We start from the raw sequence: 17200 nt of genomic DNA, 5'->3' as shown, positions 1-17200 counted from the left end.
AAGTTCTGATGAATTAAGACAAAACTATCAACCTGTCGAAAAAACGTAAAAAAAACTTGTTTAACCATTGTCAGGTAGAAAACAAGAATGCCTAAACAAAGCGCTATATAGTTATTGAATCGATTATATTTAATAAGCACCATTTAGTTTCCACCAAGCATTACCAGGAAAATAAAGATCCATGAGTTCTGATTTTAGTGTCCATGGCGTTTTGATACCATTAGCTTCAGGTAGTTGCTCAAAAATTCCTCCGCTCCTTTTTAATGCAGCAGATACTCGCTCAGCGCAATAGAGTGGGCTGCCTCCCCCCATATCATCAATGATATCCCGTAATCGGTTGGCCTGTTCTCTTGGAACTGTAAATTGAATCACTGATACTTTTGGTCCATCGTATAAATGATAGGCAAGATAGTCATCCCACTCCCACATAGGGTAGGGAAATTGGTCAGATGAACCTCGATGAGTGGGAGCTCCATCTTCACATCCTCGAAGATAACAGCCAGTATAACCACCACCTGGATCATATAATAATGCATTTTCCCCATCATCAATAACTAAGCCAGCATGGCCTAAGCCATCCCTAGCTATCATCACATAGATATTAATTGGATCTTTTATAAATGCTTCGTTGATAGGTGAATTTGAGGTGATCACTGGTACATTATGAGTATTATTAAAAGCATTATGAGCAGTTGGTGACAGTTTAGGAGTCGCTATTAGCTGCTTTTGTTCAGTTTCAACGAAAGATCTTGCTTTGGCTGGTTCATCTTCTTTACTGTAGCAATCTGTGATGGAGTTTATCAGTCTTGTTTTGCATGGGCAGGAGCTAAAGCTATCCAGTGTTCCTGCCATCATTCTACCATTACCCCATACATTGCTAACGCCACCCAGTATGTTGTATGTCCCAGAATGCTTTCCACAGGTAACTAGATCGCCCTGACGTGCAGCGGATCTTCCATGAAATATAAAGGTATTGTCACCGGTTAAAATTTGTCCGCCACACGTTGTTTTATCGCCAACTCGCAAAAAATAGCCTATAGCCATGTTTATCACCATTCCTTTGGTTGACTTAAGTGAAATTTGATTATTGATTATCAATAGGCAATTAACAAGCTATTTTTTATTATTCGTAATAAATACACTCAAAATGTTGTTAGGATTTTTTCTACCGCAGGAATATCGGCGGATGCCCAATCTACTTTTATTAATTCTTCTTTAGAAAGCCAAAGAGAATTAATATGCTCTGTGAGTTCTACTGTTCTATTTGGTAATTCAATGACAAAACAATGCATTGTGATATCAAAGTCCGGATAGCTATGTTCGATAGTTAACAAAAACTTTGGATCGGTAACTGTAATTTTTAATTCTTCGCTTAGTTCTCGGATAATAGCAGCGACAAGTGTTTCGCCTGCTTCTACTTTGCCTCCAGGAAATTCCCATTTATGACTAATATAATCTAATTTTGAGAAGCCCCTTTGCACTGCTAGGAACTTGTTTTCATTTTTCAGCACAGCAGCGACGACTTCAATATGTTTCCTAATCATTGGTTATTCGCTTTTAATAATTCTTTACTTCGGTTTTTTAGAGTTTCAATATCTTCTTCATTATTAACTATATGCATTTTCTTGTGGCAGTTAGGGCATAAGGCTACGGTATTTTCACATGTATCATCACCACCTTTGGAAAGCCAAATGATATGATGTGTTTCCAGATAAGGTTCGCCTTTGGTATTTTTAAACGGTGCAGGTTGAAGACAAAGCTGACATTGTCCTTTTGCTAACCTTTTAGCCAACTCAGCGACCCAAATATTTCTCTCATAATTTGTCGATTGTTGCTGATAACAAGTAGCTACTTTTTCACTTCCATCTGCTAATTTCTGAAGTTCCTCGATAGATAATTTTTTTGCTTTACGAGTTCTAATATTATCTATGTTGTCTCGATCTTTTTGCTGAATTTGCCGTTCGCCTGAAATTAGTGTCAACGGGAAGATATACACTTTTCTAAGTTTTCCTTGTTCATCAGGTTGTGTTTCTTGATACGGAGCGTCGTCAAGAATAACTTCACCCATATAGGTGTACTCTTGGTCTTTAAATACTTCGAATAGATGAACAGTAACCCCGTTAGTTTTTGACTCTGCCAAAGTTTTATTTTGTTGAAAGTTTAGGCTTTGATCGCCTTTAGTACCCATGCCGGTATAGTGAAGTACATTGCCGGACCATCGGTCATCGTAAATGGATTTGATGTGGTTTGAGATAATAATTAAGGTATTCGTTTTGTGTGCACGACGCATACCGCCTTGGGGGCTACATCCAAATATTTCACAGAGTTCAGCGTTGTTAAGTTTTGTGCCTATTTTTAGATCATTATATTTATACACAATATTTTTTTACTCCATTCTTAGCATATTCAGCATCAAAAAATTTTGAATAATTACTCGCTCAATTAACTTTCATACTTTACAGGTGATAATTGATCATTGGAATAATGCGCATGCTTAATTTTGCAGAATATCTTAATGCCTTGGAGTATATGTATGCATGGTTTTGATGTCTGATAATAGTTATATCAATTCCCGAGATTTACGTTTTATTTTTTATTTAATTTTTATGAAAAATCGTGATTCATTCTTTTTGGCTGGATATATGAAAATTCTTTTACCTCTACATGCAAACAAACAGTTAAGCCCATCTTCTCCAGCATAAGATAAAGGTAAGCGAGCTCGCACTCGTTCGGTGAATGGCATTGATGGGGATATTAAATTGAATAAGGCACTGTGGGTGATGACTGAAAAGATGTGTGAGCATTTTTCTTGAATATAATGCATTTAGTCGCATAAATAAGCGTGAGTTTGATTTAAGTATTGTAAGTTTAGCTTAAGTGTAAAATAATCTATCCTCAGTTATGGATGAGGGTAGATTATAGCAATAGGATACTTTTTACGGGTTGGAGATAGAACCACTTGTGGAGGACAAATACTCACGGGAGACAATACCATGCAATGGTATGGTGTTGCGGGTGCTCGTGAAGGCGATATGGTTAGTTGTGGCAAACACTCAGGGCGCTTTTATATTATTGGTGGATGCAATAGTGTTTGGGATGAAGGACGAAAAGTGGCGGGTACGCTTGAAAGTATGAGCTAATGTCCCTGCCATGCACGATTTATTAACTCCATTCATGATTGCTATAGTGATGAAAGAGGGTCAGCCCACCCAGAAATAGTTTCAACTACCCCCCCAGCCATAACCAATAAAATCTGTATCAGTTGTTTAATGAAAGCCGCTGAATCAGGTCAAATGTTAGTAGTAAGAGAAGGGTGATATTAATGCATAATTCTCATCATCCTATTTTTAACTATTTTGGACGTTACCCTGATGCAAAGCATTATTGTTTGATATGTGGTTTACAATATGAACGTTACTTTGATAAAGAACTTCAGAGTCGTTATGGAACCGTAAGTCCACTCTTTAAACAACGTCCAGATTCAGAAGTCGCATGGGCGGGTCCGTGGCTAATTGACGTGACCAACCGAAGTGATTTCCTGACCGATTTAATCCAATTAGAAACTGAATCGCCGGCACTATCATGGCTAGTCAGTGACTCATCAATTGAGAAGTTGTCGACTCACTTCTCTGAACGGCTTAATGTGAGTTTGCCTGATGGTAAAACCACTTTATTTCGCTTTTATGATCCTCGTGTAACCCACAATATGCCTCAAGTTCTAACAACCGAACAATTTCATGAAATAACCACGCCGCTCATTGCATGGTATTACCGTTTTGAAGGACGATTTTATGCATTACAAGGAGGCGGGTTAAATGCAGTTTAGCGAAGAACAATTAAAGAAAATTCAAAATATTGAACAGAGTGATTATGTGACTCAAGTGAGTGCTGATTTTTATAAACACCATTTAGATAAACTACAGAATCTCGGAACATTAAATAGGCGCTTAGAATCCGCATTTCAATATGTTCTCTTCCTAGGTTTCACTCAAGAACCGTTAATTCGGTCATTTTTATTTTACGAGGCTTGCTGCCCCGACTTTCATTTAAAGCCAGAAATTAGAAATATGCTTGAGGAAAAAAATCGCGTGCCAGAGCAGCAGTATCAAGATTTTTTACGGATAGCCATGAAATTAATTGAATGGAGAACTTAGCATGCCATTTCCTTTAGTGATTCTTGCTGCTGCTGGACTGGCAACATTAGGTGGACTAGCCGCAGTGACTCAAGAAGCCTCAAAAATTGGTTTTCCCTCTTCGTCAGGTAGTAGCGATGATGAGTGGGGAAATGAAAGCATTGCGATTGGTGGAACTGATATCGAGGATGAAAATGGTCGTCGAGGACGTGGACAAAGTTCCGCTACGGGCGCTGTTGCAGGTTCATCGATTGGAGTCGCTGCAATTGAAGCAAGTAAAGGGTGTAAAAAGTGCACAGCAATTGGATTAGTTGGGCCACATAAACAGCCAACTAACGGGTGGTCTCTCGAATCAATAATTTATCAGCAGCGAATTTGTTCAACTACAATTGGTGTTGATGGTACATATGGCTATATTAATGAATATGAATGCATGGAAGTTCATTTTGATGGGTGGAGAGAAACTCAGTGTCTGTTTTTAGAAGCAAAAGGTAAATATGACAGTTTTTTTAATTCAGATGGTGAACCTTATTTTAATGGTTTTCAAGGTATAGCAGGTGTGATGTCTCAGGCAGCCAGACACCAATTTGTCATGGACTCATTGCAAAATATTCCATTTTGTCACTGGCATTTCATGCAGCCCAAAAGCGCTGGTTACTTTGCTAGGGAGTTCGCTGGTTTCTCCAACCTTAAAGTATTTCATACGCCGTAAGGAGCGATAATGACTATCTCATTGATTATAGAAATTTATTTGAGTAAAAAAAATTACACAGCACAGGATGCGGTTGATAACACCTTATACTTTTCAGAGTATATAAAAGAAATAACACATTCTGAAGACTGGTTTTTACCTGGATACAGTAAAGAAGAGGCATTAAAGCATAAAATAATTGATGGAGGATTAATTGTTCAAGAAGCGGCCGATTCAGTTATAAAAAAATTAGATAAAACTCCTCCAATATTTGTAACCTTAATTTGGGATGGAGATAATGCTGGTATAAGGACGCAAAATTATATATGCAGAAGTACGGATAATTTTCGAATTACCTTTTCTTTGAAGGTTGAAAATGAAATGGGTTTGACAACAAAAATAAAGAATGTTTTGCAAAACATATTAAACAATAAAGATAATATTGCTGTTATGTTTGTTCAAACAAATCAATATCAATTGAATGAAAGAAATGTTTTCCCAGACAGGCTGCCCGTTGGTTGGATGCTTTATCTTAATAAAAAAATAACTCAGCAGCAAATACCTATGGCTGCTCAACTTATCGATATTGAAAATGCAAAAAATAACGGTACTTTGATTATCAGTACCGACAATGTATTTGATGGTTCAAATAAAGATGACATTAGAAAAGCCAATGAAATCGAAATTCAGCTAACCGCATTGGGGTTACTTCCACTTTATAATGAAATTTATAATTAAAATTGAATTGATGGCAGTATTAACGTTAATGGGATGTGGCAACCCCACACCCAAAGTAACACCCAATAATCTACCGTCTGCTATAGCGGGTAAGGAATATAACACAGTCATTAATATTTCAGGTGGTTATATAAGTGAGAAAAGTATTTCTTTTGATATCATTCCCAGCAATTCTGGACTGTCATGGAGCCCAATGATTTCATACCGAAATTTTCAGGGTAAAGTTCAAAAAGATATAGATTTCCATACAATTACTGTATCAGGAACTCCGTTAAAGAAGGGAATTATCCAAATCAAGATATCGGGTTTTACTTATGGAACTATGTATGCGGGTAAAGAGTTCCATAAAACCTATGAAATAGATGTTGACTAATATAATAAAATTAACAGTAATCTATCTATGATTAATAGAATGACCTTATAGTTGATCCTTGGCTTGCGTGTTTTAAGTATGGATTTTAGAATGAAAAATATATTTCTCTGCTTCTTTTTTATATTAGCAGGCTGTGGTAATCCAACTCCTAAAATCTTACCGGATTATCTACACTATGCTGCGGTGGGTAAACCATATTTGCAAGTTATCAATATTTCTGGCGGTGCCCTTGATGGAAAGAGTACCTCAGTCATAATTCAGCCTGAGGATTCAGGGCTACATTGGTCACCAACAATCGGTTATTCATACTGGGAAGGTAAGCAATCCACTAAAGAGGATTATCATACGATTGTTATTCAAGGTACACCGCTTAATAAAGGTTTGATTTCTATATCAATAGGCGGTTTTACATATGGAACAATGTATCCAGGCAAAAATTTTAGTAAGGTTTATGAGATAACCGTTAAATAGAGGTTAGCAGTTTCTATGTAAAAATATTTGGTTAAATCACTCATGCTAGTAATTGCTAGCGTTATCATCGGGTAACACATTTTTAAAACCCCAAACTACTGAGCATACATTTAAGTATACAAAATATTATCTGTAAATTTATACCAATTAAAAACAATGTTTTGCCTATTTATTGCGAGTCCGGCCTTCGCAAAATAAATCAGACGCTAAAAGCGTCTAATTTATATTTCAGTTTTCTATTTTCTCAACTATATAAAATCCAGTTAACGTTAAATATCCTATAGTACTGTAGGTATTTTCACATGCAAATATTACTATTCTCCATCATGGTTTTCCTTGCTAATTAAGTCATAAATAGCCTTTGCTTGACTTATACTTTTTAGTTGAAAAAATAAATAATCAAAAATGTTATTGCATTATTTTACAGATTGTCTGGTTTTAGGTTTAGGAATCGCCTCGGCAATAGAAACATAACAGCCAGTATCAATAATGCGATTAAGCTTTAAATCGGCATTATCAAGTAATATTTCTAATTCCTCTTTACTGCGGGTCTGCCCGCCATCAAAACTGGCTAAGAGTAATAGGTCAATTAAATTACCACCATGCCAGTGGTTACCTGTTGGGATAATAGGTTCTAAAATAAGTAGCTTAGAATTGTCATGCATTGCATTACGGCAGGTTTGTAATATTTTTTGTGCCTGAGCGGTAGGCCAATCCATAGTGATGTATTTCAATAAATAGAAATCTGCTGTTGGGCATGATTCGAAAAAGCTACCCGCTTGGGTTTTCCATCTTTCAGGATCCCCTAAATCATCAAGTCTATGTTTTTTTAAGATCTCAGGTTGATCGAATAATATGCCATGTAAAGTCTTGTTACTTTGTAGAACGGTTAACAATAGCCCGCCCATTCCACCCGCAATATCGACAACGGTTGAATTATCTGTAAAATCATACTGTTGTGTTAAAAAATAGTTTTCAACTGTGGACATTGAAGACATGCCTGTATGAAAACTGTAATTGTCTTTATAATTTTTGTTGTCTGCCCAGTATTCATAAAACGACTCCCCAAACATATCGTTAAAAGGGGTATCACTGCGTAAGCTATGAATCAGATCACCTAATGGTGCCCAAAATGTTTTATCCGTTAACATTAGCACTGCATCATGTAATGAATGGAATTGATCGGTACGGAGAAATTCAGCGGCAGGGGTTAACTCAAATTTACCATCACTGGTTTGTGCAAAGATATCTTTAGCTGCGAGCATACGCATAACTCTGAAAAGTTGCTTAGGATTCACATTTGTTTCTTTTGCTAGTTCATCAATTGTTTTCGCACCCTTTTTTAGTTTATCAGCAATACCTAGAAGGGCTGCAACGCGTAGTGATGCTTGGAATGTGGATCCCATTGCTTGTTCTAATAAATAGGCGGCGGCATTTCCATTTTTAGATATATAAGTATCATTATTTAACATATAATTATTCCTATTAATAACTAAGTATTTAAAAACAAAATTAAAAAATAACTTAATAAAACTTTTTCATTAAATATAGATTTAAATATAGTGTAATGACCATTCTGAAAATTATGCGGATGAAATTAAATTTATTTGTAATTCCTCCTTTGTTAATAAATGCATGGTTTATTTGTGTTTATTGAATTTAATGTTTATTTTATATTAGTCTTGCGGTGTAAATGGTTTTATCTAACTATAGTTAATGAATTTGAAATTAGATTGATAACTATTGAAATAAAAACCTAATGAGATAATTGCATTTACTTATTAATTGTTGTGGTTTAAAGTTTTAATTATTAATTTTGATTATTCTTTATATAAAGTCAAGGAGATAAACCTTCGTATTTTAAAAATTATATTGCTGTTTTATCTGGTTTAAATTAAATCATTATTTTTAATGCAGAAGAAAATGATTGAATCGTTAATTTTGATCAACTCAGTTGAAACTGCACCCCGAAAGAGACGATAGGTGAAAATTAAGGTGAGTAATATTTTATAAGTGAAGGTTGTAGTACTTAGTCTCTTGATTGAAAGAAAACGGATTGAAATATCACCGATTTATACTTTTTATCTCTAAAATTGATGCCAAACAAGTTAATAAGCTTCAACCATATTCATTAAGCGCTATCATAGGAAAATCTGTAAGGTATTAAAATATCGCACTAAAACGACCCTCCCAAGCTCGTTATTGATTCTTCTGACTTCTTTAGAATAATTATTGAGAAATATCTATGCAGTTTATTACGTTACCACAGGGGTTAGTTCATGATTAGTGGCTTATTTGTTGGTCTGCTTTTTGGTGCGCTACTCCAATCAGGACAATTTTGTTTTGTTTCCGGCTTCAGGAATATTGTTTATCAGAAAAACACGCGTTTTCTTACGGCGTTACTGATAGCTATCTCTATTCAGGCGATTGGATTTTTTGCTCTACAATCAATGGGATTGATAACTATTCCAGAAGGCACGTTGCCTGTGACTGCCACAATTATCGGTGGCTTTTTATTTGGTGTCGGGATGGTATTAGCAGGCTGCTGCGGTAGCGGGGCTTGGTTCCGCTCTGGTGAAGGGCTAACAGGCACATGGCTCGCATTATTTGCGTTTATTGTCACGATGGCCTCCGCTTGGAAAGGGAGCTTAAAACATTGGATTGACCCATTATTAGCCCACCCAGCACAGATTGATACCATCGATAAAACATTGAACATATCTCCTTAGTATCTGGTTGCGGTATTAATTATCGTCACGATTGGCTTACTGATTTATCAGCATGATGAAGAATATACTCTAATACCCGATTGGGAGTGGAACGCAGCGCTCATAAAATAAAGCGACTTGCACCACATCGATACAAGCCGCTTTTTTATATGCTACAAATACCAGATTAAAAATACGAGACCAAACTAATACATATACTTAATACCAAACACTGCTTGAGTATCACTGTAACCGGAATCGCCGAGCTGCTGAGAAACGTTCCCCCACAGGTTCAAGTTCGAGTTAATCTGGCCTTCAATACCGATTTTCACTTCCCCAATATTACGGGTGCCGGCAACATTAAACTGCTCGCCATTCATCTTCACGCCATATTGTTTACTGTTATAAATCCAGTTGGTTTCGACAAAAGGCTCAAAGTTGCGGCCTTTACCTTCATCAATCGCATTGTGGCCATGTAGGTAAGCCCGTAATCCCAGACGCGTACGGATATTGTTCTCTCCGCTGCTACTGACGAGGGTGCCATTGGCTTCGGTATGATCATTCGCTTTCACGCCTTGCCACGTCACCTGTGCTTTAGGTTGCAGATAGAAAGTGTTGACCATCTCATTGGTGGTGTATTCCCCCATCTTGAAGGTATAACCGGATTCTACAGAAGCCGTTATGCCTCGGGATTTATATTTCTCGCTGGCAAGTTGATGGCCATTAACTTCATGATCAAACCAGTTATACAGAGCCCAAGTATCGACATATAACCCAGATTTATCGGCTTCATTCGCATACCAAGTACCGTAAAGCCCTACGCTGTAACCGCTTGTATTACCTTTGGAATCATAGCCATTTCGGTGATTTTTGGTTTTGCTGTTCTGGTGAGCATATCCCGCCATTACACCTACATGGTAACGATTAAGCCCATCGGTCGACCAATCGGCAACATCACCACCTAGCTGAACAACGTAACGATTATCCCGTGTATTTAGCGATCCTTGCGCCACTTGGGAACGGTTAAAGCCACCCACATTACGTAACCACATCGAGGTCACTTTGGTTTCGCCCGTTAACGCATCGGTGTATTGAGTTTCCCCCAAGCGGTCATGCAGTCGCAGATCAAACAGGGTATTGGCCGCTTGCATATTACTGATGTAAGTCCCCACTTCTGGCCGAGGTGGCGGTTTAACAGGGTCGACAGGTTTAACGGGGTCAACGGGGTCAACAGGGTCAACAGGGTCAACAGGGTCAACAGGGTCAACGGGGTCAACAGGGTCAACAGGGTCAACAGGGTCAACAGGGTCAACAGGGTCAACAGGGTCAACAGGGTCAACAGGGTCAACAGGGTCAACTGGGTCAACAGGGTCAACGGGGTCAACAGGGTCAACGGGGTCAACGGGGTCAACGGGGTCAACAGGGTCAACAGGGTCAACAGGGTCAACAGGGTCAACAGGGTCAACAGGGTCAACAGGGTCAACAGGGTCAACAGGGTCAACAGGGTCAACAGGGTCAACAGGGTCAACAGGGTCAACAGGGTCAACAGGGTCAACAGGGTCAACAGGGTCAACAGGGTCAACGGGGTCAACAGGGTCAACGGGGTCAACAGGGTCGACAGGGTCAACGGGGTCAACAGGGTCAACAGGGTCAACAGGGTCCACTGGGTCTACCGGCGGCTCCACATACAAACTGGTCAAATACCAGTTTTTATAATTCGTACCTGGAATATAACCACCGCGCAGCAGCGTGTAGTCATAAGCGCCCGCAACAATACGTCCGCTTTGCTTAAACTCCCCAAGGGAGCGACCTGCTACGGTAATAAGCTCAATGCCTGTTTCCGTTTGTGCACCTTTCCCATGGATATTATTCACATAAACTGTGGTATTGCCGGTACTATCGCCATTAATGATTAATTTATCTGTTTTTGAATCATCTCCACCCAGTTCAGTATTGAAATAGAGAGAACCATTATCAGCCTTATAACCATTAAGAATATTCAAATGCGTTTGTGTTTGGTTGTCCCTTGAAAGCTTAACGACTCCACGGTTATCCAGTGATGAAATTGTTTGGCCAAATCCATTGAGGTCAAACTGGCTGAAGTTTTTAACATCGACACGGCTCCCAAATGCGTTTTGATTACCCGCTTTTAACGCGCCACCATTGATAACCATAACGCCGCTATGCTCGCTGTTATTCCCTGCAAACGTGATGGTATTGGTATTGTTTTTTACCACATTGATGGTATTAATCAGATTCGGGGAGAAATCATTATCATTTTGATAATTGAACACTAATCCCGCCTGCATAGGAAGTTTATCGCCATCAAACTGGTAGTGATTTTTGCCTGTGAAGCCTTCGATACTCTCGGTATTTAATTCACCCGCTAGACCACCATCACCATGATAAATAACAGCATTAAAGTAATTACTGTCTTTGTTTAAATTGATTTTGTGGGTGGTGACGTTCCCGCCAGCCAGCAGGTTCAGAGTACTTTTTCCTAAAATACTTGGGAGAAGCTTTGTTTTGCCGAGGGTTATCTCTTCGGCAGAGACCATGCCACCGTCTGCAATGGTGATTTCATGGCTGACGTTATCCCCTAAAATGAGGTGATTCTGAGCGGTGATTTTTGATTGCTCGCCAGTCACGATTACGGTTGGATGCGGCGAGTTGATGGCGTAAGGGTCAACCGTTGCGGAATCTCCTGTACCCAAAGTGATATTTTTAGCGTTTATTTCAGCGCCATCTTCGACAGTTAATAAGCTTCGTAAATTTCCTCCAGTGGTAAAATTTTCAGACACATCAATTGATGAATCTTGGCCTGAGATTAATAAGGAGACAGGGGAATTATCACTCCAGACTTTATGTAAGCCAGCATGGAAGTTTTTAGCTTTAATTTTACCGCCAGACAAAATATTCAGTTCACTGGGGGTATCTGGATCGGCATTTCCAAAGTTTTTGGCAAAGTAAACGTCTTCTTTAACGTTTAACAATCCATTATTTTTGATATTTAAAACCGTTTTTAGGGATGCTTCGTCATAGTTTATGCCCATATCATGCATGACGACATTTTCAGCTTCAATAACACCGTCATTATCAATATTGATTGTGACAATGCCGATCGGGAATCGATTACTGTTAAATGACGAGGCGGTTAAATCTTGATTAACCTTTAAGATGGAGCCTTTGCCATCGACATTTAAGGTATATTGTCCTTCCTCGTCCAAATTGGCACCCCAATAATTACCCATAGTAAAGTTATCGGTATAAACTTGAGCGCCATTAATAATATCAATACCTGATTGCGAGGGGGTTTTTGTGTATCTGTTATGAATGCTGATGACACCAATATTCAAGGTGCTTTTGTTATTCCAGATAGAATCGCTTCCTGAAACCGTCACATTTCCAGATTCCCCGAAAAAATCAGTGATCACTGTGTTATTAGTTTCTAACGTCCCAGATTTAATAAGAACTTTCCCATTTCTTATATATAAATTATCAAGATCTAAAATTTCATTTTTATCATCTAACTCTTTGACTTCACCATTTGTAATGGTGGCAGCATGACCGGTTGAAGCTATTATAAGTAACAGAAGATAATTTACGGGGTAATAGCGTTTTTTATTTTTCATGTGAAACCATCCTTGACGTTTAATTTTTATAAATTAAATCAAGTTATTAGTAATGTAATGATGCCCAGCGAGCTGTTAGGCTACTGATGCAGTTACGGAAATGTTTAAATTATTTTTAAGCTCTTATTGTTAAATTAATGAGCATTGATTTTATTGGTGAATTTTTTTTAGCCTTTAATAAAGTTATCTAAATTCGACTAATTAAGTGGAAAAGTTAATGGTAATTTTATCGTTTGGATCTGTGTGTCTAATTTATAATTCCAATAACTATAATAGGTATAAGTAATACCTCTTTTGTATTAGAGCTATAATTTCAAGAACTATAATCAAGCTAGTTATTTTTTTCCAAGTGTTTTATTCAAAGATTAGCACTCATGATCCTTTTGTCTAAATTAATAAAATAAATGGTTTTTAATTTTAAAAGTGGAATTAAAACGATTTTTTAATCCTAATGTTAAGAGTGAGAATGGTTCTTTATTATTGATTTTTATTAAGATAATTCTTAATTTGGATTTGTTTTACATGCGTGATTTTTTAATTAAGTAATTTGTTTTCATCCATTCTGGTATTACCAGTTTTATTTTTTAACAATAATGAAAATATATTCTTTCTTTTTTTAATGAGGTTTTTTTATAGGTTTAAATCTTAATAAAAAGATATGAAAAATAATTTCTTGATTATGATTTTTATATGAAAAATAAATTCCTTTATGATTTATAAAATATTTTTATCGCTCCCAAATACTTTTCGCCATTGCATAGGGCTAACCCCAAACTTATCCTTAAATACTTGCCTAAATGTCACGGAGGATTGAAAACCGGCTAATTCAGCCACGCGTTCAATAGAGAAGGCTGAGCTTTCCAGAAGTTCTTGACTGCGATTCAAGCGTGCAACGGTTAACCATTCACCGATGCTAATTCCTGTCGCTTTTTGAAAATGACGAGTGAGGGTGCGGCGGCTCATGGACATCTTACTGGCGAGCTCATCAATAGAGTGGGGGAGTTGTAGATGGTTTAACAGATAATCGAGCAATTGATTAATGCGTAGGTCACTGGTATTACGGGGAATAATCTGTTCAATATACTGTGTTTGACCGCCATCTCGATGGGGCGGAGTCACCATTCTGCGCGCCATTTCGTTCGCTATATTGGCACCAAAACGTTGTCGGACAATATGCAAACAACAGTCTAGTGCTGCCGCAGTTCCTGCAGACGTTACTATACCGTTATCCTCAGTATATAGAACATTGACATCTAATTTGACCTTTGGAAATAGCTGCTGAAATTGCTGTTCAAATTTCCAATGGGTGGCGGCTTTATGATCATCGAGTACACCTGCATAGGCGAGCACAAAGGCACCTAGGCATAAACCTACCAATAAGGCGCCATTTTGTTTTGCCTCATTAATTGCAGTAAGTAAGGACTCACTCGGGCGCTCATGGATCTTCTCCCAAAATGGGATTACCACAATATCTGCGGTTTTTAGGGCGTCGAAGCTGTACTCTGCATTGACCGCCGTTCCCTCTTTAGACCAGATTAATCCCGTTGTTTCAGCACATATTTTTCGCGAAAATAGAGGGATGTCCGTGATCATATTGCCAAAGAAAATCAAAGGAACCGACAAATGGAAGGTGCTGAACCCTTCAGTGACCACAATCGCAACGGTGGTTGTCTTCATTGATTGTTCCTTATATGGCAGTAAGTTATGGAAAACAGCGGTAATAGCGATTCTAAATAGAGACAGTTTCACCGTCTTTCGGGGCAAAAACCGCATCAGCCAAACCGTTTACAGCGGCATAATCGAGCAACTGTTGTCGAGTGACTAAGCAATGATTAATGGCTTCCATATGTGTACCAATAATCTTTGCATTTGGTCTTATCTGCCGTACTTTCAGCATATCTTCTTGCCCAAAAATAATCGAGCCATATCCCAATATATGCGCCCATCCTGTATTCATGATCACCACTTCTGGCGTATGAGCTGCTAAGTTATGCTCGATAGCGGAAAACCAAATGGAATCCCCCATTAAATACAGCACTTGTTCCGAAGGATGTTTAAATATCACGCCGGAAGCATCTCCCAACCGTTCACTTAAAATAGGGTTTTCATAAGCTAGGTCAGAACCATGTTGGCATTGGGTTTTAATTAAATGGATCCCCGCAAATTCAGTGGATTCAGATAAAATGCAGAGATTAGTAAACCCTTGGGAAGACAATAGCTGTTTATCGTGCTCATTCTGAACAAAGATGAGTTTATCTTTAGGAATAGCTTTTATAGCAGCATCATCCCAATGATCTAAATGAGTGTGCGTAACAATAATCGCATCGACATCCAATAAACTGCTGATATCGCAGGGTAGGTCAACCATAGGGATACGAATATGCGCGTTGGCAGTGCCTTCAAAACCGGGATAGCATCCTTTTTCCCCTAACATGGGGTCAATAAGAAACCTTTTGCCCGCATAGTCGATGATTTGTGTGGCATTGCGAATTTGCGTAATTTTCATAAAAACCGCCTTACTAAGTGAGTTGATAAGCTCGTGGCTCAATAAGGTGATTATGATGTTTTTGGGCAAAATCACCGCAATCATTAGGACAATCAGCGATGAGATTGGGTCAGGTTATTTGAAATATGTATATAATGATGAACTTAGCTATGAAAGTTGGTTATATCATTCAATTTTGAAAAGAAACTGGATTTTTTAATGCAGTTTTATTCGGTCTTAATTAATAGCCAAAAGTGGAAAAGCTTCAGTTTGATAATGGCGGCTTGTTATATAAGTTCTTGGTGCTTAATATCATTTTTTCTTTAATATCAAGAACTCTCTCATCTAAAAGAATATCCCCCTTTAACGTGATGAGATGGGCATTCGTATGCTTGCTAAATTTAGCATAATCCCCAATGACGATATGAGGAATTTGATATGCTTCAATGACGTTATAGTGCGTATCAAATATGGCAGCAATGAGGTAATCAAATTCAGTTGCATTATAATTTCGTAAAGCACTTAATTGTTTAGAAGGGCTATCTGGCGTGATTCGTCGAGCTTTAATTTGAACTTTTTGGTCATCAACATCTATTGCATCAACACCAGGATAGGAATTCTTTAATAATTTCATTCCAAATGCTTGTGAAACTAACCATTCAGCATAGTCACCTACTGGATTATTTTGGGTGCGTAAAATATTTCTTGTGCATAATTCAAGCAAAATGTCTGCATGTATTGAAAGTAATTCAGTATTATCCAGCGTGGGCAGAATTTTTTTTATTAACTCATTATTGTTCATTTTAATTTTCCATTTTACTGTTATTTATTAATTCTACACAAAGTAAGAATATATAATATTCAGATTATTAATGGGGGGAATATATGATTTTAAGTAAAGATGACTATCCCAAAGGACCTCGGATAAGGGCTGTGTGGGACAGTTGTTTTGTGCTATACAATCAATTAGGACGAGCTCCAGCTAGGCGAGAGTTGATTGCGGCAATGAATAAGCCTGCACAACGTGTAATGAGCACCAACAGCCTTTCACGCTATTGGAAAAATTGGATGAAACATCACAACTTGAAAAATGATTATTATGATAACTATATTCCTCCGGAATATTCAAATGGGCACCGAGACCAAATGATATACGTTGTCAGCTTATTAGGGGCCCCAACGGAAATTGAAATACGAAATTGGTTAGATGATAGTAATCAACCAATGGTACATAATGAGATTGGGCAATTATTACAGCAGCTAACTGTCAATCATCAGCACCGAGCTAGACATTGTGGTAGGCGGAAATTGACGCGCAGTGACAGTGGACACCCAAACGATGCTTTATTTCAAATAGAGAAAACATTTCAACTTTACCAACCTGAAATCCATGGCATCTGGGATTTGGAAGATAAAAAGCCAGTCTTGGTGGAACTTAAAAGTAATATAAGTTCATTACTCGAAAAAATGAGAGATGAGCTTGATACCTCAGATGTGAGTATAAATGATCAAGGCGATTGCCGCTCGCGAGCATTACAACATGTTGTAGTTCGTGAAGGCCAGCAAGCGTTTAGATTGAAACTATTAACGGCATATTCGAGTAAATGTGCTGTCACTGGTAGCAAAATTATCGAGTTACTTGAGGCCGCACATATACGTCCTTATCAAGGCCGTTGGCATTGTCATGCAAGTCATGGCCTATTATTAAAAGCAGATATTCATACGTTATTTGATAAGGGTTTACTTTGGATTAATGATGATTATACAGTGCAATTAGCTGATTCTCTTTTGGACAGTGAATATGCGGAATATCATGGAAAATCTCTTTTACTTCCAAAAAATAAATCTGATATGCCTTCCGTTGCAGATCTAACGTTACATAGAGATTTCTTCGGAAGAACAAGCCCCCGTATTTAAGCCGTGATTGTCACATAAAAGGGAGACTTGAATATTTTTCAAAGACCCTTTT

At 37.9% G+C, this 17200-nt stretch carries 17 protein-coding genes and 1 pseudogene; 10 read left to right on the top strand and 8 right to left on the bottom strand.

What is annotated here, in order from left to right:
- Window positions 1-129: 129 nt before the first annotated feature.
- The 3 genes from LDO51_RS19620 to LDO51_RS04245 all read right to left on the bottom strand — a co-directional run bounded on the left by LDO51_RS19620 (window position 130) and on the right by LDO51_RS04245 (window position 2377).
- Entirely contained in the window at window positions 130-1044 is a 915-nt protein-coding gene (locus LDO51_RS19620; protein ID WP_336432181.1) for a PAAR domain-containing protein, read from the bottom strand.
- 98 nt (window positions 1045-1142) lie between these two features.
- Window positions 1143-1544 (bottom strand): (deoxy)nucleoside triphosphate pyrophosphohydrolase, encoded by a 402-nt coding sequence (locus tag LDO51_RS04250; RefSeq protein ID WP_225576481.1) that lies wholly within the window; start codon window positions 1542-1544, stop codon window positions 1143-1145.
- Window positions 1541-2377: an HNH endonuclease gene (locus LDO51_RS04245; protein ID WP_225576480.1), complete on the bottom strand. Its 837-nt coding sequence runs from the start codon at window positions 2375-2377 to the stop codon at window positions 1541-1543. The genes LDO51_RS04250 and LDO51_RS04245 overlap by 4 nt, the downstream gene beginning before the upstream one ends.
- 328 nt (window positions 2378-2705) lie before the next feature.
- On the opposite strand from LDO51_RS04245, the pseudogene LDO51_RS04240 reads away from it, so the two are divergent.
- The 8 genes and pseudogenes from LDO51_RS04240 to LDO51_RS04205 form a co-directional block, all read left to right on the top strand.
- Window positions 2706-2813, top strand: a pseudogene (locus LDO51_RS04240) (DUF932 domain-containing protein); the annotation flags it as partial.
- 180 nt (window positions 2814-2993) lie between these two features.
- Window positions 2994-3140 (top strand): hypothetical protein, encoded by a 147-nt coding sequence (locus tag LDO51_RS04235; RefSeq protein ID WP_263869888.1) that lies wholly within the window; start codon window positions 2994-2996, stop codon window positions 3138-3140.
- 182 nt (window positions 3141-3322) lie between these two features.
- Window positions 3323-3826, top strand: a complete 504-nt coding sequence (locus LDO51_RS04230) for a DUF4123 domain-containing protein (RefSeq protein WP_225576479.1) — start codon at window positions 3323-3325, stop codon at window positions 3824-3826.
- Complete coding sequence (locus LDO51_RS04225; protein WP_225576478.1) at window positions 3816-4154, top strand: hypothetical protein; 339 nt, start codon at window positions 3816-3818, stop codon at window positions 4152-4154. Before LDO51_RS04230 ends, LDO51_RS04225 begins: the two co-directional genes overlap by 11 nt.
- 1 nt (window position 4155) lies before the next feature.
- Window positions 4156-4845 (top strand): Tox-REase-5 domain-containing protein, encoded by a 690-nt coding sequence (locus tag LDO51_RS04220; RefSeq protein ID WP_225576477.1) that lies wholly within the window; start codon window positions 4156-4158, stop codon window positions 4843-4845.
- Window positions 4846-4854: 9 nt separating this feature from the next.
- Window positions 4855-5562 (top strand): Imm52 family immunity protein, encoded by a 708-nt coding sequence (locus LDO51_RS04215; RefSeq protein ID WP_225576476.1) that lies wholly within the window; start codon window positions 4855-4857, stop codon window positions 5560-5562.
- A 10-nt stretch (window positions 5563-5572) separates the two neighbouring features.
- Window positions 5573-5935: a hypothetical protein gene (locus tag LDO51_RS04210; protein WP_225576475.1), complete on the top strand. Its 363-nt coding sequence runs from the start codon at window positions 5573-5575 to the stop codon at window positions 5933-5935.
- A gap of 90 nt (window positions 5936-6025) precedes the next feature.
- A complete protein-coding gene (locus LDO51_RS04205) occupies window positions 6026-6406 on the top strand; it encodes a hypothetical protein (RefSeq protein ID WP_225576474.1) in 381 nt (126 codons plus the stop codon).
- A gap of 416 nt (window positions 6407-6822) precedes the next feature.
- Here the strand turns inward: LDO51_RS04205 and LDO51_RS04200 are convergent, their stop codons facing one another.
- Window positions 6823-7878 carry a methyltransferase gene (locus LDO51_RS04200; protein WP_225576473.1) on the bottom strand — a complete coding sequence of 352 codons (1056 nt, stop codon included), beginning with the start codon at window positions 7876-7878 and terminating at the stop codon, window positions 6823-6825.
- A gap of 807 nt (window positions 7879-8685) precedes the next feature.
- On the opposite strand from LDO51_RS04200, the gene LDO51_RS04195 reads away from it, so the two are divergent.
- Window positions 8686-9135, top strand: coding sequence for a YeeE/YedE family protein (locus tag LDO51_RS04195; protein WP_225576472.1), 450 nt, complete (start codon window positions 8686-8688; stop codon window positions 9133-9135).
- Window positions 9136-9320: 185 nt separating this feature from the next.
- Here the strand turns inward: LDO51_RS04195 and LDO51_RS04190 are convergent, their stop codons facing one another.
- From LDO51_RS04190 to LDO51_RS04175, 4 genes are all read right to left on the bottom strand, one after another.
- Complete coding sequence (locus tag LDO51_RS04190) at window positions 9321-12746, bottom strand: autotransporter outer membrane beta-barrel domain-containing protein (protein WP_225576471.1); 3426 nt, start codon at window positions 12744-12746, stop codon at window positions 9321-9323.
- A 714-nt stretch (window positions 12747-13460) separates the two neighbouring features.
- Complete coding sequence (locus LDO51_RS04185) at window positions 13461-14423, bottom strand: GlxA family transcriptional regulator (RefSeq protein WP_225576470.1); 963 nt, start codon at window positions 14421-14423, stop codon at window positions 13461-13463.
- Between the two features lie 52 nt (window positions 14424-14475).
- Window positions 14476-15252, bottom strand: a complete 777-nt coding sequence (locus LDO51_RS04180; protein ID WP_225576469.1) for an MBL fold metallo-hydrolase — start codon at window positions 15250-15252, stop codon at window positions 14476-14478.
- 244 nt (window positions 15253-15496) lie between these two features.
- Entirely contained in the window at window positions 15497-16033 is a 537-nt protein-coding gene (locus tag LDO51_RS04175; protein WP_225576468.1) for a DUF6998 domain-containing protein, read from the bottom strand.
- Between the two features lie 83 nt (window positions 16034-16116).
- Between LDO51_RS04175 and LDO51_RS04170 the strand changes: the two genes are divergently transcribed.
- Entirely contained in the window at window positions 16117-17148 is a 1032-nt protein-coding gene (locus LDO51_RS04170) for an HNH endonuclease (protein ID WP_225576467.1), read from the top strand.
- Window positions 17149-17200 lie beyond the last annotated feature (52 nt).

This window comes from Providencia alcalifaciens (genome assembly GCF_020271745.1).
Lineage (GTDB): Bacteria > Pseudomonadota > Gammaproteobacteria > Enterobacterales > Enterobacteriaceae > Providencia > Providencia alcalifaciens_B.
This window is presented reverse-complemented; position numbering and strand designations above follow the sequence as displayed.

What these genes read in the sequence shown, in the direction of transcription:
- LDO51_RS19620 (WP_336432181.1), bottom strand. Translation starts at nt 1,044, where the DNA reads ATGGCTATAGGCTATTTTTTGCGAGTTGGCGATAAAACAACGTGTGGC.
- LDO51_RS04250 (WP_225576481.1), bottom strand. Translation starts at nt 1,544, where the DNA reads ATGATTAGGAAACATATTGAAGTCGTCGCTGCTGTGCTGAAAAATGAA.
- LDO51_RS04235 (WP_263869888.1), top strand. Translation starts at nt 2,994, where the DNA reads ATGCAATGGTATGGTGTTGCGGGTGCTCGTGAAGGCGATATGGTTAGT.
- LDO51_RS04230 (WP_225576479.1), top strand. Translation starts at nt 3,323, where the DNA reads ATGCATAATTCTCATCATCCTATTTTTAACTATTTTGGACGTTACCCT.
- LDO51_RS04225 (WP_225576478.1), top strand. Translation starts at nt 3,816, where the DNA reads ATGCAGTTTAGCGAAGAACAATTAAAGAAAATTCAAAATATTGAACAG.
- LDO51_RS04220 (WP_225576477.1), top strand. Translation starts at nt 4,156, where the DNA reads ATGCCATTTCCTTTAGTGATTCTTGCTGCTGCTGGACTGGCAACATTA.
- LDO51_RS04215 (WP_225576476.1), top strand. Translation starts at nt 4,855, where the DNA reads ATGACTATCTCATTGATTATAGAAATTTATTTGAGTAAAAAAAATTAC.
- LDO51_RS04210 (WP_225576475.1), top strand. Translation starts at nt 5,573, where the DNA reads ATGGCAGTATTAACGTTAATGGGATGTGGCAACCCCACACCCAAAGTA.
- LDO51_RS04205 (WP_225576474.1), top strand. Translation starts at nt 6,026, where the DNA reads ATGAAAAATATATTTCTCTGCTTCTTTTTTATATTAGCAGGCTGTGGT.
- LDO51_RS04200 (WP_225576473.1), bottom strand. Translation starts at nt 7,878, where the DNA reads ATGTTAAATAATGATACTTATATATCTAAAAATGGAAATGCCGCCGCC.
- LDO51_RS04195 (WP_225576472.1), top strand. Translation starts at nt 8,686, where the DNA reads ATGATTAGTGGCTTATTTGTTGGTCTGCTTTTTGGTGCGCTACTCCAA.
- LDO51_RS04190 (WP_225576471.1), bottom strand. Translation starts at nt 12,746, where the DNA reads ATGAAAAATAAAAAACGCTATTACCCCGTAAATTATCTTCTGTTACTT.
- LDO51_RS04185 (WP_225576470.1), bottom strand. Translation starts at nt 14,423, where the DNA reads ATGAAGACAACCACCGTTGCGATTGTGGTCACTGAAGGGTTCAGCACC.
- LDO51_RS04180 (WP_225576469.1), bottom strand. Translation starts at nt 15,252, where the DNA reads ATGAAAATTACGCAAATTCGCAATGCCACACAAATCATCGACTATGCG.
- LDO51_RS04175 (WP_225576468.1), bottom strand. Translation starts at nt 16,033, where the DNA reads ATGAACAATAATGAGTTAATAAAAAAAATTCTGCCCACGCTGGATAAT.
- LDO51_RS04170 (WP_225576467.1), top strand. Translation starts at nt 16,117, where the DNA reads ATGATTTTAAGTAAAGATGACTATCCCAAAGGACCTCGGATAAGGGCT.